Source organism: Arthrobacter sp. ISL-5, from assembly GCF_018613835.1.
Taxonomy (GTDB): Bacteria; Actinomycetota; Actinomycetes; order Actinomycetales; family Micrococcaceae; genus Arthrobacter.
The window spans coordinates 1-15,854 of record NZ_JAGGPM010000063.1; the positions used below are offsets into that span (position 1 = coordinate 1).

Genomic DNA, 15,854 nt, shown 5'->3' on the forward strand with positions numbered 1-15,854 from the left:
GAACGCCATGACGGCCCTCAGCTAGCCCGTTCCTTAATCACCGCCCGGGTCCCATACAGGACTCGGGCGGTGATTTTTATTTGGCCTAAGCAGGACGTTTCGTGTGTGGCTAAGGCGGCAGGCGGCTTGCGTACATCGCCACGACGTCGCAGGTCCGAGGTCAGCTTCAGCGAAAACTTGTCGTTCCATCGGTCCTCGAACCACTGCGCGAGATCCGCCGCGGCGGTGTAATCCAAGACATCGACGTTTACTCATAGTTACGGTTCAGGCCTGCCGATGTGAGGTCTGATGACCCGACATATCCAGTGACAGGGTTTGTGTTGTCCTGCCGGTGGAAAATGTATGTCTTTCCATGCAGAGGGCGCCGAGTGTGAACCTTGATTTCCACGGCGCCGCTGTCCAGTTGTCGCTTGAGTGCCTGGAGTGTCTCTCGATCCGTGGCTTTGGGAATGCCCCTGACCAGCTGCTCACGCAGGCTTCGAATGACTTCATCACGGCGCGCTTTGGCCTTGGAATTATTCACTTCGGTATTAACGGCCGCAGGGGCCATGTCTGCCTGGAGCGCATCCAGCAGCTGCCGGTCGGCGCCCGCCAGAACCATCCCGACCAAAATCCGGGTCACGGGCTTGGTGTGTTGCTCGGACTTCGCATCGACGATTTCCTGAAAGGTTCTCCAGCCCCGGAGGTCGAAGTACCCCACGGCGACATCCAGGCGTTCCATCGACTCGAACGACTTGGCCAGTTCGGGGCCGATGGTCCTTCTCGACCTGGGCCCAGGTGCGCCCGCAATTGCCTTCCTCAGTTGGCTAAGAGGTCCAGATACTCGGCATATGACGCTGACTTTCTTGCATCCCGGTTTGGAGAACCTGCAAACCCTCGTGGCCGGGAATATCGAAGCCGTGAGCGGGGATGACTGGCATTTCTATCTGAACGAGGAAGGCAAAATCCTGAACCCTGCGCCGAACCTCCGTGCCGCGCTGCTGGTCCTTGAAGAAACCGGAGCGCTGGCCGACGTGTATGTCATTTTTCGAAGTCGTCTGCACAACAGCCGTCGAGGTTTCGGGGTTGTGCAGGGGAGTGTGAACAGTGGTTTTTTCGTACTCCTCTGCACTAATGTCGCTTTTGTTCGTACTCCTCTGCACCAGAAGGAGGGAACGGGATGGACACCGAATCTGTGCGCATCGCTGAGTCCGGCACGTTGACGATGCCGGATGTGGTGTGGGATCGCACGAAGGTGGTTTCGGCGGCGATAGCGCCGTTAGCAGCGCAGTCCATCGTTGGCAGAGTCGCGGTAGATGCGGTCGCAGCTTCGCTGGGGATATCGCGGCGGCAGGTCTACGTGTTGATCAAGCGGCATCGTGATGGGTCTGGGTTGCTTACGGATTTGGCCCCGGGGCGCTCCTCCGGTGGGAAAGGGACCTCGCGTCTTGTGGACGAGGTTGAGGATCTCGTCCGCGCGATGGTGCGAAAGCAGTTCCTGACCCGGCAGAAGCGCACGGTGGCGGCGGTGCATCGTGACATTGCGATGGCGTGCCGGGTACGAGGGCTTCCGGCTCCGTCTCGGAGCAGTGTGGAGCGGCGGATCCGGGCGTTGAATCCGGTGGAGGTGGGCCGGCGGCGGGGCGGTCCGGATGCGGTGCGGTCGTTGCAGTCCGCAGGCGGCGAGGTGCCTGTTATCGGCACGATTTTGGAGCAGGTGCAGATCGATCACACGGTCATTGACGTGATCGTCGTCGACGAGCGGGAGAGGAAACCGATCGGCCGCCCATATCTGACGGCCGCGATCGATGTGTGCAGCCGATCCCTTGTGGGGATGGTGGTGACGCTGGACGCGCCGTCGGCAGTGTCGGTGGGCTTGTGTCTGGCGCATGCCGGCACTGATAAGCGGCCGTGGCTGGAGAGTTTGGGGGTTGAGGCGCAGTGGCCGATGTGCGGGAAGCCACGGCAGTTGTATTTGGACAACGCCAGCGAATTTAAGAGCGAGGCGCTGCGTCGCGGGTGTGAGCAGCACGGTATTGAGCTGGCGTACCGGCCGCCGGGCCGGCCGCACTATGGCGGAATCGTGGAGCGGGTAATTGGGACCGCGATGGCCCAGGTCCACGAACTTCCTGGGACCACTTTCTCCAACCCGGTCGAGCGTGGCCGGTATGACTCAGACCGGATGGCGATGCTGACGGTGCACGAGTTGGAGAAATGGTTGGCCTTGGCCGTGGCGAGCTACCACGGCAGTATTCACAGCACTTTGGGGCAGACGCCCGCCGGCCGGTGGGCCGAAGGAGTCGCCGCCACCGGGATGCCGGCGGTGGTCTCGAACCCGACAGCGTTCCTGATCGACTTCCTCCCCGTTGTGCGGCGAACCCTGACGCGGACGGGATTCGTCATCGACCACGTCCACTATTTCGCCAACGCGTTGAAACCGTGGATCAGCCGGCGCGACACCCTCGAGCCGTTCCTGATCCGCCGCGATCCGCGGGACCTCAGCCGGATCTGGGTATTGGAACCTGACGGGCACCTCTATTTAGAGGTACCGTATCGGACGATGGCGAACCCGGTCGTGAGCCTCTGGGAGCACCAACGCGCCCTGGCCCGGTTGCACGAGCGTGGCGTCGCGCAGGTGGATGAGGCAGCCCTGTTCCGGATGATCGAGCAGATGAGGGAGATCGCCAGCGCCGCGTCGAAAACCACGAAACGCATGCGCCGCGATACTGAACGACGTGAAACCACAGCTGCCGCGGCGAAGAGCCGTGCGCCGAGCCCTGCCGCCGTATTGCCGCTGGAACCGTCTGAGGAGGGCCAGGAGGACGCGGAGGCGGCTGCGGCACGGGTGGTTCGATTCGATCAGATCGAGCAGTGGTGATCGTGCCCGACTACGTCGCACCTGATTTGTCTCACCTGCATCCGGCGGTGCGGGACAGTGCACGGCTGCCGGCGGGCGAGAGGGTAGAGCTTATCCGAGCGGACCGGTGGATCGGCTACCCCAAGGCGGTGGAGACGGTCGCCCGGCTGGAGGCCCTGCTGGGCTGGCCCGACAAGCAGCGGATGCCGAACCTGTTGCTGGTGGGGCCGACCAACAACGGCAAGTCGATGATCGTGGAAAAGTTCCGCCGAGGGCACCTGCCGGTGACCGAAGCGGACCGGGAACACATTCCCGTGTTGTGCGTGCAGATGCCCTCCGACCCGTCCGTGTTGCGGTTCTACATCGCGCTCCTCGCCGCGCTGGGCGCGCCTCTTCAACCCCGGTTGCGGTTGGTCGACGTGGAGCAGATGTCGCTGAGTTTGCTGCGTTCAACGGGTGTGCGCATGCTCATCATCGACGAGTTGCATAACGTCCTTGCCGGGGCGGGCAGCAGCCGCCGGGAGTTCCTCAATCTGCTGCGTTTTCTCGGCAACGAGTTGCGCATCCCCATCATCGGCGTCGGAACACGAGAGGCGTATCTTGCCGTCCGATCTGACGACCAGTTGGAGAACCGATTCGAACCCGTCGTACTTCCCCTGTGGACTGTCAGTGCCGACACCGTGTCGTTGTTAGCCAGCTTCGCCGCCGCGTTGCCGCTGCAGCATCCGTCAAACATCGCGACCGACGACATGGCCCGATATCTGCTGGCTCGATGCGAGGGAACCATCGGGGAACTCGCCCACCTCCTGACCGCTGCGGCTATCGCCGCTGTAGAAAGCGGTGAGGAAAGCATCAACCAACGCACCCTGGTCATGGCCGATTACGTCGGGCCCGCCGAACGAAGGCGCGTATTCGAACGGGAACTGCTGTGACCAGGACATCGTGACCGGGCCGCGCCGGTGGCCGGTGCATCCGGCCCCGATCGACGGTGAAACGTTCTCCTCCTGGCTGCACCGTATCGCGGACTGCTATAGCACCGACCTCAACGTCCTCGCCGATGACCTCGGCTTCACTCTCGCATGGCGGCCCCCTGAGGACATCGACGTGGCGGCGACATCCGGCATGATCGACGTCCTGACAGAACGCACCGGCGTCACCCCGGACCAGCTGGAGCAGATGGGTGCGGCCGGCTGGGTTCCCTGGCGGCTCAATATCAGGGACGAGGTGCAGCAGAGCGAGCAACGCACGTGCCGGTTCCCGGGGTGCGTCCGCCCCGCCGTCAGCGCGGACGCTGGCACTGGAAGGCCCCCCGGGTACTGCGACAACGAGGGGCACAACCGGACCGCCGCCTGGCGCGCACGGCGGCGTCCGGCCGACGAGCTGAGCCGGAGCGCCCCGGATGAGAAGCGCCCCGTTGACGCTTCGCGCCAGCGCGCGGGAGAGCTCAGCGGCCAGGTCGCCGGGATGGTCGAGCGCCTGGGCCAGCAACTCACCGCCCTCATAGAGGAGCTGCGGACCGTTGCTGACCCGGACGCCGCTGAGGCCCAGATCGAATCAGTGACGGCTGAGGCCGCCACTGAAGTTGCTGCCGCAACCGCCCGAACCAGCCGCGCCGAGCAAGCCCAACGTCTGGCCAACGCGGAGCGGCTGGAAGCCGATGCCGCCACAAGTGAAGCTTCCGACCTCGCCGAGCAGCAGCACGCCACCCTCGCCGTCACTCAGCACGAGCTGGGGGACCGGACACACACTCTCGACCAGATGACGGCCGAGCTGGCCGCCGTCCGGGCCGCGGCCGAGGCCCAAAACGCACAGGCACAGGCAGAGCTGTCCCAGCTGCGCGAGCAGCTGGCGACCGTACGCACGAGACTGGGGGAGGCTGAGCACGAGTGCGACGACGCCAATGCGCGCTCCGAGACGGCTTCTACCGCGCGGGCCGAATCAGACGGACGTGCTCGAGGGGCGGTCGCTCGCGCCGACGACAACGCGGCACGAGCGCAGCGCGCCGAGGCTGACCTCGCGAAAATTCGGGACGAAATCGACCAATCACGCATTGTCCGCGACACCATTTGGGAGGAAGCCAGTTCGCTGCGCGGGAATCTGGCTACCGCAACCGTTGAACGCGACGCAGCATGGGCGGACGTCGAGCGTGAGCGAACTCACGGTGACCAACGCGTCAGTGATCTCCGCACCGCGCAAGACCAACAGCTCACCCTGCTCCGGGACGAGGCTGCCGAGCTGCGGCAGGAAGTGCGTGAACAGCGCGGCCGCGCCGATCGCGCACAAGCACACCCCACTGCGCAAACGGACGCTGCCGCCACGAAGCCGGCCACGTAGAGCGAGTGACGCCACCTGTGACTGTTAACTTCGTTTGGCGGTTAATTCACAGTTTGGAATGGCGGTTCTTGTTGGCGTTGAAGACGGGATTGCTCCGTAAGCCGCGGCAGATGGTCCGCGGCATGAGGTCAGGAACCGCATTTGAGACTGAAAGGAAACCGCCATTCCCAACCAACAGTCACCGCTCAAGATCCCCCTCGACTTTCTGTCACATACTGATAATGGGCAACCCTTTGCATGACTTAGTATAAGTAACGGGTTAAGTGACAGATGCCGGGGTTATCCCGATTTCGGATCCGGCTGTCACTTAAACGAACGTATAAATAACAGAGGAGAAATCCGTGCTCGTTGGATACGTGCGCGTCTCCAAAGCCGACGGCTCCCAGACGACGGACCTGCAGCGGGACGCACTCCTGGCCGCAGGCATCGGGGCGGACTCCCTCTACGAAGACAGGGCCTCCGGCAAGAAGGATGACCGGCCCCAGCTCGCTGCCTGCCTCAAAGCCCTGCGCCACGGCGACACATTGGTCGTGTGGAAGCTGGACCGGCTCGGCCGGGATCTGCGGCATCTGGTCAATATCGTCCATGACCTGACCGAACGCGGCATCGGCCTCAAGGTCCTCACCGGCCAGGGTGCGGCCATCGACACGACCACCGCCTCCGGGAAGCTCGTCTTCGGAATTTTCGCCGCCCTCGCAGAATTCGAACGCGAGTTGATCTCCGAACGCACCCTCGCCGGCCTCGTCTCAGCCCGGGCCCGCGGCCGGAACGGCGGCCGTCCTTACAAGATGACTCCCGCGAAACTCCGTCTCGCCCTGGCTTCCATGGGTCGGCCCGACACCAAAGTCAGCGACCTCTGCGCCGAACTGGGCATCACTCGCCAGACCCTGTACCGGCACGTATCACCGTCGGGAGAACTGCGTCCAGACGGCCAAAAGCTACTTTCCCGTTAGACACCCGAGTGCGCACCTGCGCCAAGCAGTTGCGGATAAGCCCCGGGGTGTGATGCGTCCCAGTAGCTGGTCCTCCCAGCTTTCCTCAAACCCTTCGCTTTCCAGCGCGGTGTCCTTCCGCCTGGGCCGTCCGCCATTCTTCAAACGGCCGGCAGCGGTCAACCGACAGTCGTACGCGATGCGGTCGAGACGATGGTGGTCGGGCCCGGACCGCTAGGCGCGATGATGTTGCCGTGGGTTGGCGTCTCGGGGCAACGGGGCATTGCGATGCCGGTGATCCCCGTTTTTACTTCACCGTCGCGCTGAAGCGGTGCTTTTCCGTGTCGATGCCGTCGACGCGTATCGCTATCGTGCCTGCCAACGGTTGCGTGACGATCAGCTGCCGCGGCTGTCCACGGTGAGCCGCGGGCGGTTCCGGGACAGCCATGGTGGCCCAGACGTCCTGTCGACGTAGACATGGTGGGCGTTGGGCCGACGACGAGGCCATCATTTGGCCTGTGCGAAATCGGTTCGGCCCCGCGGCCGCACCGCTGCGGCCGGACGCACCGCAGGCTGAGGACAAGCCGTGCCAGCACCGCGGCACTAGTCAGCCTGACCGGGAATCTTGCCGAGGTCGTTTTGGCTCCGACCCGGCGTCATCTGCGACAAAGTGGCGCGGGGAGCTGTGCCGGAAGACAGGCAAGGGCTTCTTCGACTGGAAAGTCTGACGCGCCTGCCCCTGGAGTTCCGGGGCAGGCCCCACTTTCCCTTGAGACCTGTTACCTCTTCAAGGCCGTGTTGACTGCAGGGCGGTAGCCGTAGCTGTAGCCGGCAGCGTTCGGGTGAAAGGTTTCCTGGTTGAGTACGCCCGGCTGGTAGTTGATCCACGGGTTGTCCGAGCCGATGCCGTGGGTGTTGAACCGTGACGTCACGTCGACGAACCGGACGCCGGCCTGGGTCGCTCCAGTGCGGATCGCGGCATTGAGTTTGTCAGTCATCGCGTTGACCTTGATGGCCAAGGTCCTCAGGGGCTCAGGCGTGGTGCTCGCGATCGTGAAGAGTCGCGGGTAGCCAGTCACTATGACGTCGGCATTGGGTGCCAGCCTGCGCACGTACGGCACCAAAGCGCCGATGCTGGTGGTCAGAGTGGGCAGCGCCGCGTCGACTTGGGCCAAGGCCGCGCTGCAGGTCGCGCCGGGGTCGGCTGTGCAGGCGGCGGAAACGGCACCGGCTCCCACGTCGTTCCCGCCCACGGTGACGCTAACCTCGTTTGAGGTGGCCAGCACAGATGAGAGTGCCGATGCGATGGTTACGACGTCGCCAGTAGTGGCGCCGAAGCAGCCCAGGTTCGTGCCTCCCAACTGAGTCGGGTAGGCCTTTGCCGTCTGGACGCATTCGGGCGGAAGAAATGGACTCTGGACGGTGGGACCCCCGCCCGTGCCGGCTGCATAGGAATCGCCCAGGCCCACATATGTGACCGGAACCTTCACAGCGGTGGGAGACAGCGGGCTGACCTCCACCGCGGCTCCAGCAGGAGCGGCCGTCAAGGTAAAGATGAGTGAAGCGGAGGCGAGGCCGGCCCCGATGGTGAGCAGCCGGCGTCGGGCAGACTTCATGGTCATGGATATCCCCTTAATTTTTAGAGAAATACAGGGTCAGTTCGCGCCCCATAAAACCGCCCGGGACAGACCGTAAGTGACTCCGCGTTGTTTCTGACGGTGGCGGTTCTCGGCCCGCCGTCCTGAGGCCGGGAACCGAACGAGCACAAGACAGAGAGCCTCGAACCGGTGGATGTGGAACGAGCGACGCGCCGCCACGGTCAGCGGCCACCTCGTCATATCCCGATGCGAAGATCAACAGCTCCAGGTAGCCAGTCAGCCCTGAACTTTCCGAAATCATGCCTAGGGAAAGTTCGCGTCAGCCGATCCATATGGCGGCCGGGCTGGTCCGGTTACCCGGCCCAAACGTGCTCATTTGTTGGTGAGCCGGATCTCCTTAGCAAACCGGAGGTTTTGGAATGGCTGGTTTTGGTCATTGCTCAAATTCACGGTCACAGTCGCCAAGGCGACGCCGCTCTTCAGAGGAAGGTAACCGGGCTTGGTTTGTCCCACAAACGTGAGGGTCTGCGGATTGCCCGTGCATTCGGTCTTGCTTGCGTCCCCAGCGACTGCAATCGTCACCTGGCTTTTACTGATTCGTTGGACGACATCGACCGCCGAGGTGGCAGTGAGGCCTGGGTCGCACGTGTACGTATAGGAAATCTGGAAGCCGATGCCTTTGGCTAACAGGGTTCCGTCGCTAATGTCGAGGACTTCGTTGGCTGCAGCAGCAGGCGCAGCCGCTGCGAAGAGCCCTAATCCACAGGTCATCACAAGGGCTGCCGTGGCACGGGTATGCATTTTCATTGGTCTCTCCATTGCTCAAATCACTGGGAACACGCACGCGAAGACGTGATGGATCGGAGCTTACGGACCCAACAGACCATCGGGCCAGAGTATTCACCACCTGTCTTTCGTCCACCAGCTACTCGCCGATCAGCGTTCACTACCTGTCTTTCGTCCACCAGCTACTCGCCGATCAGCGTTCCCGTGTTCAACGCTGAAGCACGGTACCAGCGGACGAGCGGCCCTCTGGTGCCCCGAATCTCACGCGATCCCTAAGTACGGCCGGCCAAGGCGCCGAGTACGGGAGCGCCCTCATCTCGGGCGGCCAAGAAGACGATTCTGGATGAGTTGTGTGCGGTGACTGGCTGGCATGTCATTGGCGACGCCCTCGAAATGGACATCGAAGCCGACAGCTGCAGGGCAAGCCTGCGAGAGCGATGACGTCGAAGAAGTAGCCCAACTAGATTTGCGAGGGCGAGAAAAAGCAGAAGACAACGAGCACCACTTTCAGGGCCACCCAGCCGGGCTCAGAGGCAGGGTTGAAAAAAGTGCACCGGCTCCCAAGGCAGTTCCGAGTACTAGGAACTGAGACGCCGCGCTTTCATCGTCAGGCCGGCCACAAGGCTGCGCCTGGCGATCTCAGCGCCGTTGACCGCACCGCACCAGCAGTTCCTTCGCGCATTCTGTTGGCCCGTGGCCGGCGCTGAGTTCTCCATTAAGCCCGTGCCCGGTGGTTAGGAGCAGGCGGGCAGCTGGTCAATCAGATTCGTCGCTGCTGCAATCAGCCGGGCAGCGTCCCCGGATGGGATCCCTGTGCCGCTCAGGCCTTGCACCTGTGCGATGAATCCCCGAAGCTCCTGCTCAGCCTTAGCGTTGCCCTTTGATGACATCCCGTCGATGTAGCCGGCGACCTTGGTGAGCCTGTTCTGCAGCGACGCGTTCACCCCTGCATTCAACTGAAGGCCCACCAGATCCGCCTGAATTGCCGCGAGTGCCCCGGCCGGATCGTACGCGGAGAACTGGAAGGCGCCTTCACTGAAGAGAAGGTCACGATCCAGGAGGATAAGGTTCTGCGAAAAATCCGCTGAAGCGGCAAAATCCGCCGACGTCGGCAACGCCGTGTCGGAGAACATGGTGGAATCGAGGTCGGCGAGAACGAACTGGACGACGTCAATGTCCCTGCCTGCCAGCTTCTTGCCGGTAACAGCTGGAGCCACGGCGACGATGCCATAGTAATCCGAGGCGGGTTCTCCGGCGTCGTTGAACACATCAATGCTTGCTCCTGCACCGGACAGGGCGACACATTCATCACCCAATTCCACAATCAGCTTCGCGAGCGGTTCGTACGCCGACCAAGTAACTCCGTCGCCGTTGCTTGGTGGCAGATTCCGGTCGATCCGGTAGGTGAGACGCAACGGTGTGGCTTCGTTGCCGCCTACGGGCGTGGCGTCTATGACAGCTTTGTACTGGAAGGAGACCGCGAAGTCGTCGGCGGCATGTGCGGGCGCACTGAATCCGGCCGAAAGCGTGGCCAGGACCAGTAGGGAAGCGGCTGTCGCGGCTGTCGTCCGCACTGACCGGCGGGTGGCGGGGCTGTCCGTGTTGCGTGGGGCGGTGATGCTCATGAGTCTCTCCTTCGGCTGTGGGGACTGACTTCCGATGGTCGCGCCGCAGACCGTGGCGGAGAAGCCCCATCTGTATCGGGACGTGGCCCTGACCGCGGCGCTGTGGCAGGCGCTGCCGACGTTGTGGAGCTGCGCTGGCTGGGCTCCGGTGCCGATCATATTCGTTGGCACGCGCCGAGGCATGAGTATTGGGTACTCGTTTTTGTAAGGCCGTCCCCGATCTCAACAACGTGGCCTTTGGGGCCCATCGTGGTGGTGGGGCTCCTCCGGGTCGAGACGTTCCTCGTCGCTGATGCCCTGAGGGCTGGTGCAAAGGCAGGAGAAAAAAGGCCAAGTAGCTTGGGATAGCGCCATCTTCGAGTGGGTGAGGAACCCGCGGAAGCAATGGGGCCAACTATGCGGAATGGTCCAAATAGATCGGAATCTCACACACCACCAACCGCCGTAGTTGGCCTTGTTCCTTTCTACCTGACCGGATTCCGATCTACTTGGCCATGTTCCGTTCTAATTGACCCAGCCATCCATTCCTGACCGATGGTCCGTTCCAGTTGGTCCCGCAGTAGTGAATGGCGACGTGACAAACAGGCCTTTTGTGGTGGTGAAGGTTTGCAAGGTTTTAGTTGTGCGGTTCGACGATGAGTACCACGAGATCCACCCCGGCGTCTTTGCCGGGGCTTGTCACATTGAGTTTGTAGTCGTATTCGCCATCAGTTCCGGACGAGCTGCATACGGTCGTTGGGCCGCCGACGTTCGGCCGCCTGCTGCATGTGCCTTCCACGCTCATCGAAAAACCCGATGTGGCGCTTATGGCTTTCAGGTCGTCGACAGTGAGTTGTCTCCCGGCGTTCCAGCGCTTGGCGATGCTTGGACACGGGTTGGTGTCCATGCAGAGGAACATCTCCCGGCGCACGATGCTGTCCTCCAGCCTCCAGTCCGCAGGAATCGAGAAGCGGTCGGCGCGGGCCACGAACTCCTCGGTGACTCTGTCTTCGGCAGCACGAACAAGGAGGAAGCCGGCAGCTGCGGCAACCGCCATAACAGCCAGAACCGCGGCAAGAATGATCCCGCTTTTTCGCTTCACTGCGTTCCCCCAAGCCATCAGTGCTGCACCCGTCTCCAGATGCTGCCCGGGTGGTGTTGAGTGCATCGTATCCTCATGAAGGCCCTCTGAGCTTATGTCCATCCATCTTCGTCGGGATGCAGCAGCAGCCCTTGAAAGTCGCGCCACCGAGGCTGATTCGATTCTCCATTGCGGACTTCAAGGACGGCCGAGCAGTCGGGTCGCGTAACGCGTCAGGAAAAGGTCAAGTACTTTGGAACAGCGCTAACCTCGGGTGCTTGAGGAACCCGCAGAAACAGTGGGGCCAACTTCGCGGAACGGTCCAACTTGTTCGGAATCTCACACGTTCGTTCTGTCTGGTGGTTGTGCCTCTCGAAACCACTGTGGATGGAAACTGATTGTGAGATTCGGAACTTGAGAAGGCCCGCACGACGCGAAAGCGTGCGGGCCTTCTAATTTGGTCGCCGAAAACGAAAACGCGCCACAATCCCGTCATCGGCTCTATCCGTATGCCCGATGCAGCAGGTTCTGAAGTAACCGCAACGAACCGAAGCAGTGGTCTACATTGCCACAAGGTCGACCGAACTATCAGTGTGTTCAGGGGGAATGGAATTCATCCGCACGGCCTGGTTCGTCTTCGGTCGTTCTGATGTCGGCGACCGAAAGGGTCGCTATTGGGCGGCGCGGGGAAGAGGCTGCGCTTGCTGCGGAGAAGAGCAGGGCCCGAATGCAAGGTCTTGACGATTCGATAGTGAGGTGGCACTCGGAAGCTTGGCTGCAAGAAGATAGTGCCAAGCCAATGCCGCCGGGTAAATAGAAGATAGGGAATGGACCCCGGGACCAAGTAGCCTGTCCATCTAGATCACCGATCACCGTCGTGGTCCCGAAATCCATCCTGAAGCTGTCTATATGCACCAAATGCTTCACCCATGGCTGCTCCCCACATCCACCAGATAATGTCCAGCCGAGTCTATCCCCGGCACCGGGAACCGAACTGGGGGGGCGCCGGATACGTCAGCGGCATGGGGCGGGCCACGTCGAGGCCATTGATGTCCGGAAAGCCAAGATCCAGAGTCACCGGGGCAGGAGGAAGGCTTCCGGCGACCGCTATTTGCTCTGCGCCGGTGGCAAGGGCACGGCTAGCCCTGACGGGGTCAGGAAGGAGGTGAACAAACGCCGCGTGAGCCCATGCCATCCCTGCGTGGTCAATGGTAGAAGGGCGATATAGACAGCATCGATAAATCTAATTGCCACCATCGGCAGGCCGTTCTATTACACCGAATTCAAACAGCATTTCAAAGTAGTCCCGTACTGCCTGCAACCGGTCCTCTCCCTCAAACGTGAGCTTGAATTCGCCTTCGTTATTGATTCCGGTGAATGTTTCCCTTAGTCTGTCCATCCAATTCCCTAAGGAAAGTCTTGACAGCATCGTCGGGCATAGTGTCAAGGAACTTCTTTTCCTCCTGAGAAAGAAGTTCATTGCTTGCCTTGGGGTAATAATCGCTAAGTGCCATGTCTTGCTCCTATTGGTTTACTGTTTATTTGCATCAAATGCAGATGATGCCCGGTGCTCAGGGTCGCCGTGGTGCTGGGTGTCTGGGGCCGCCGGAGTCGGCAGGGACAGGGGTGAATTGCCGTGCCCGATGGACTGGTCGAGCCAATCAGCGGGGCACCTTCCGACCAGGTAATCACAGCCTGACAACGGCGCCTTGGGGAAAGCCTGTGGGACGAATACACCTGAGGTCCCCACCTAGAAACCGTCCCGTTCAGGGTTCCTTGGGTTCTTGCGGTGATTGCAACCCTTAGCGGATGGGTGTTGTCATGGCGAGGTATTCAATTTGGTCGAATGGGCCGGGTGGGCAAGGAGCCCGTCGGCGTTTCGGCTGGATCTCGCTGAACGGTTGCTGGCTACTGACCGGCGATGAGGTTGTTCTCCTGGATTTTGGTCCATCCTTCCGGTTCAAGGTTTTTTATGTCGACGCCGTCCTTGACGAGGATGGCCGACTAGGAACCGCCGGGGCCTTAATCGGATTGACATACTCAATCGTAGGTTTTGAGTAGTGTCGCTGACACTCCAAGCTGATGGGCCGGAATCAGAAGGATTTCGACGTGGAAATCCGGTTCCAGGCGCGGGACGGGGTTCGAGGACGAGGACGTGGACCAGCTGATCCGTATCATTGGATCATTCCGACGGGAAGCCGGAGACTTCAGCAACCAGTGGCCACAAAGGAGAAAGTAAATATACTGACCTTAATCTTTGCCGATGACCTAATCCACCGGACCTAGGAGTAAAGATGGCAACGGAAGAGCTTGCACACAGCCCGCGCGGGCTAGGCACGGACATACAAAAAGTGACCCTTGGAATGGGCGCCATCTTCTTGGTGGTCGGTATCTTTGGGTTCGTACCCGGGATCACCACCAATTACCAATCCATGGACTTCGCCGGCCATGATTCCGAAGCAATGCTGCTGGGCTACTTCCAGGTCTCGATCCTCCACAACATCGTCCATCTGCTGTACGGAATAGCTGGACTCTTTATGTGTGGATTGCCCACGCAGGCACGGAACTTCCTGCTGGGCGGCGGAGTCATCTATCTCGTGCTGTGGGTCTATGGGCTAATCTTCACCGGCGATACTGCCGCCAATGTCATACCGGTCAACACCGCAGACAACTGGCTGCACTTTGGCTTCGGAGTGGTCATGATCGCGGTAGAAGTTCTCCTCACGCGGATACCCGACCGCCGTGATGAAGAACTTCCGGGCTAACGCGCTCCGAAATCAGACCATCCAACCCGTGGAGCGGCTGCCGGACGAACTGGAGCTTGAGCAGTCCAGGCATTAGGGGAATCTCTACGATCTAAAACTGGGTGCTGACTGCTCGTCCCAAGAGGCATGTCGGCAGCCAGGCTATTTAACCGCCGGACGCAGATCCAACGCCTCGCACAGCCGGTCATTGGATACCGGTCACCGTTGATAACCAAGGGGAATACGCCTGTGACGTTGTCAGATCTCAGGCATGCGCCGAAATCGGGTACGGGAAAGTTGTTGGGCCGGTCAGATGGCGGGGTGTCGAACCCCCGGGGGTCAGCGTCGCCCAGGCCAGGGTGCACACATCAACGGCTTCGGGCCCGTACCCCACCGCCTGCACGCACGGGGATTCCTGGGACGCGGCACTGTAGGAAGCCGCACGGACCCAGGTTTGGGGAAGAGCCCGCCACAGCGGCCCTCCCGCAGCCGTGCAGGAAAGAGAACCAATGTGCCTCTCACCCGGTTAGATATGCCGAAATTCGGAATGTCGCGTAGAACGCTGCTTGGCCGGCATGAAAAAGTGCATTACATGGAAAATGAAGAATCCGAGTTGGGTATCTATCTAGATCGAAGGCCGCCATGCTCGTCGGCGCTGATGCTGAAGTCGAAGCCTTCCTGCGAAGAATTTCTATGGGCGACCAGCCCAAGCCTCGCGCCCTCGCCAAAGATGCACTGTCTGCAGTGGCTGGAGCTGCCGGTTTGGCTCTCACCTTCAGCAAGGGACGGCCGGTGGGTGCAGCTGACGGCCGAATCATCAGCCAGACTGAGCGAAATTGGGAATCACTAACCAGGCCAAAGGGGGAGTTCTGGCCGGAGTTCTGCGTGGCCCAAAGGGACGAATAGACCATTATCTAACCTTCATCCTGCCCAAAGGATCCGCCAACCCCCTCCTGATGTCGAACGCCGCCACCGTGGCCATGTCGATGGCGCTACAGATAGCAATTGACTCTGCAAAGACTGCCATGGGAGCCTCGTCCCTGTCGTATCCTAACTTCGCAGGAAGGCCAGACTCCTTCAGGTTAGCTGCCCGCCTCGCCGCGGCGCCTGCCGGATCGTAGGTGACGCAGAAACTGCTCCCACAGGTTTCACGCATGTGTTGTGCGGCCGCCCCGAATCTTTGTGAATCGACCTCGATGGTCCTGGCTACTTTCCCGCCAACCCCGAACCTGCCGGCTCCGGCGACGATGGCCGCACTGACAATGGCTTCAGGGCAGGATGAGTGGCCGGAAGGGCATGAGCTGGTCTGGTCGCTGGTTGCGACCGAAACTGCCGACGCCACCAGGGACAGCGCGCCGGCCACAGGTGCGATCTCTCCGCAGATCACTACGGTGATCGTGCAGACAAGGGCTATGTTTCCGGAGACCTCGGCGATGCCACTGGAGAGCCGGTTGACCATTTCACGCCCGTCATATTCGCTGAGCCCGCTTGGGTCGATGTTGGCCATGGAGTTGGCGCCGGCGTACGTGTAGCCGCGTCAGAGGATACCCGCCGGGTCGGGGAGAGGAACCTTCCGTCGACGGGGCTGTAGTCCCGTGCGCCCATCTTGTAGAGCGGGGCGTCCTGACTGGGTGAGTGTCCAGCACCTTCCAGGAGACCGTGGAAGTCCAGGCCGGCAACAGGGCCGAGGCCCTAGAGAAGGCGATCGCGCAGACCGGGGGGCCTGAGTTCGATCAATGGAGGCTCCGCTCCTCCGACGCCGTAAGTAGCCGTTGTGCCCCTTGCGGGGCGCCCGTTCAGGGCTGAGAATGCCCGTGTGGTCGCCTGCCAACGCCGTGTTTCTATGGTTCGTTGAGGCCGTTAAGTAGCCGGGCGTAGGGGTCACGCTGTGGGCCCTTCACTGTTTCTTTTGCATAGGACGAGGACTAGATTCTGTTCT

Annotated in this window: 12 protein-coding genes; 6 read left to right on the forward strand and 6 right to left on the reverse strand. The window is 61.4% G+C overall.

Going from position 1 to position 15,854, the window contains the following annotated elements:
• Positions 1–247: 247 nt before the first annotated feature.
• Entirely contained in the window at positions 248–721 is a 474-nt protein-coding gene (locus J7I89_RS24430; RefSeq protein WP_214975895.1) for a restriction endonuclease PLD domain-containing protein, read from the reverse strand.
• 109 nt (positions 722–830) lie between these two features.
• On the opposite strand from J7I89_RS24430, the gene J7I89_RS24435 reads away from it, so the two are divergent.
• From J7I89_RS24435 to J7I89_RS24455, 5 genes are all read left to right on the forward strand, one after another.
• Positions 831–1,202, forward strand: a complete 372-nt coding sequence (locus J7I89_RS24435; protein WP_214975897.1) for a DUF3846 domain-containing protein — start codon at positions 831–833, stop codon at positions 1,200–1,202.
• A complete protein-coding gene (locus J7I89_RS24440; protein WP_214975899.1) occupies positions 1,160–2,857 on the forward strand; it encodes a Mu transposase C-terminal domain-containing protein in 1,698 nt (565 codons plus the stop codon). Before J7I89_RS24435 ends, J7I89_RS24440 begins: the two co-directional genes overlap by 43 nt.
• Positions 2,858–2,859: 2 nt before the next feature.
• Positions 2,860–3,768, forward strand: a complete 909-nt coding sequence (locus tag J7I89_RS24445) for a TniB family NTP-binding protein (protein WP_214975917.1) — start codon at positions 2,860–2,862, stop codon at positions 3,766–3,768.
• 10 nt (positions 3,769–3,778) lie between these two features.
• Positions 3,779–5,170 carry a TniQ family protein gene (locus tag J7I89_RS24450; protein ID WP_214975901.1) on the forward strand — a complete coding sequence of 464 codons (1,392 nt, stop codon included), beginning with the start codon at positions 3,779–3,781 and terminating at the stop codon, positions 5,168–5,170.
• A 341-nt stretch (positions 5,171–5,511) separates the two neighbouring features.
• Positions 5,512–6,123 (forward strand): recombinase family protein, encoded by a 612-nt coding sequence (locus J7I89_RS24455; protein WP_214975903.1) that lies wholly within the window; start codon positions 5,512–5,514, stop codon positions 6,121–6,123.
• A gap of 758 nt (positions 6,124–6,881) precedes the next feature.
• Here J7I89_RS24455 and J7I89_RS24460 read toward each other — a convergent pair.
• The 4 genes from J7I89_RS24460 to J7I89_RS24475 form a co-directional block, all read right to left on the reverse strand.
• Entirely contained in the window at positions 6,882–7,724 is an 843-nt protein-coding gene (locus J7I89_RS24460) for an SGNH/GDSL hydrolase family protein (RefSeq protein WP_214975905.1), read from the reverse strand.
• Between the two features lie 348 nt (positions 7,725–8,072).
• Positions 8,073–8,507, reverse strand: a complete 435-nt coding sequence (locus tag J7I89_RS24465) for a hypothetical protein (RefSeq protein ID WP_214975907.1) — start codon at positions 8,505–8,507, stop codon at positions 8,073–8,075.
• A gap of 713 nt (positions 8,508–9,220) precedes the next feature.
• Positions 9,221–10,111 (reverse strand): hypothetical protein, encoded by an 891-nt coding sequence (locus J7I89_RS24470; protein WP_214975909.1) that lies wholly within the window; start codon positions 10,109–10,111, stop codon positions 9,221–9,223.
• Positions 10,112–10,727: 616 nt separating this feature from the next.
• On the reverse strand, positions 10,728–11,294 hold the full coding sequence (locus J7I89_RS24475; RefSeq protein WP_214975911.1) for a hypothetical protein: 567 nt from the start codon (positions 11,292–11,294) through the stop codon (positions 10,728–10,730).
• A gap of 2,171 nt (positions 11,295–13,465) precedes the next feature.
• On the opposite strand from J7I89_RS24475, the gene J7I89_RS24480 reads away from it, so the two are divergent.
• Positions 13,466–13,936, forward strand: coding sequence for a DUF4383 domain-containing protein (locus J7I89_RS24480; RefSeq protein WP_214975913.1), 471 nt, complete (start codon positions 13,466–13,468; stop codon positions 13,934–13,936).
• Positions 13,937–14,825: 889 nt separating this feature from the next.
• On the opposite strand, the gene J7I89_RS24485 is transcribed toward J7I89_RS24480, so the two are convergent.
• A complete protein-coding gene (locus tag J7I89_RS24485) occupies positions 14,826–15,422 on the reverse strand; it encodes a hypothetical protein (RefSeq protein ID WP_214975915.1) in 597 nt (198 codons plus the stop codon).
• Between the last annotated feature and the right edge of the window lie 432 nt (positions 15,423–15,854).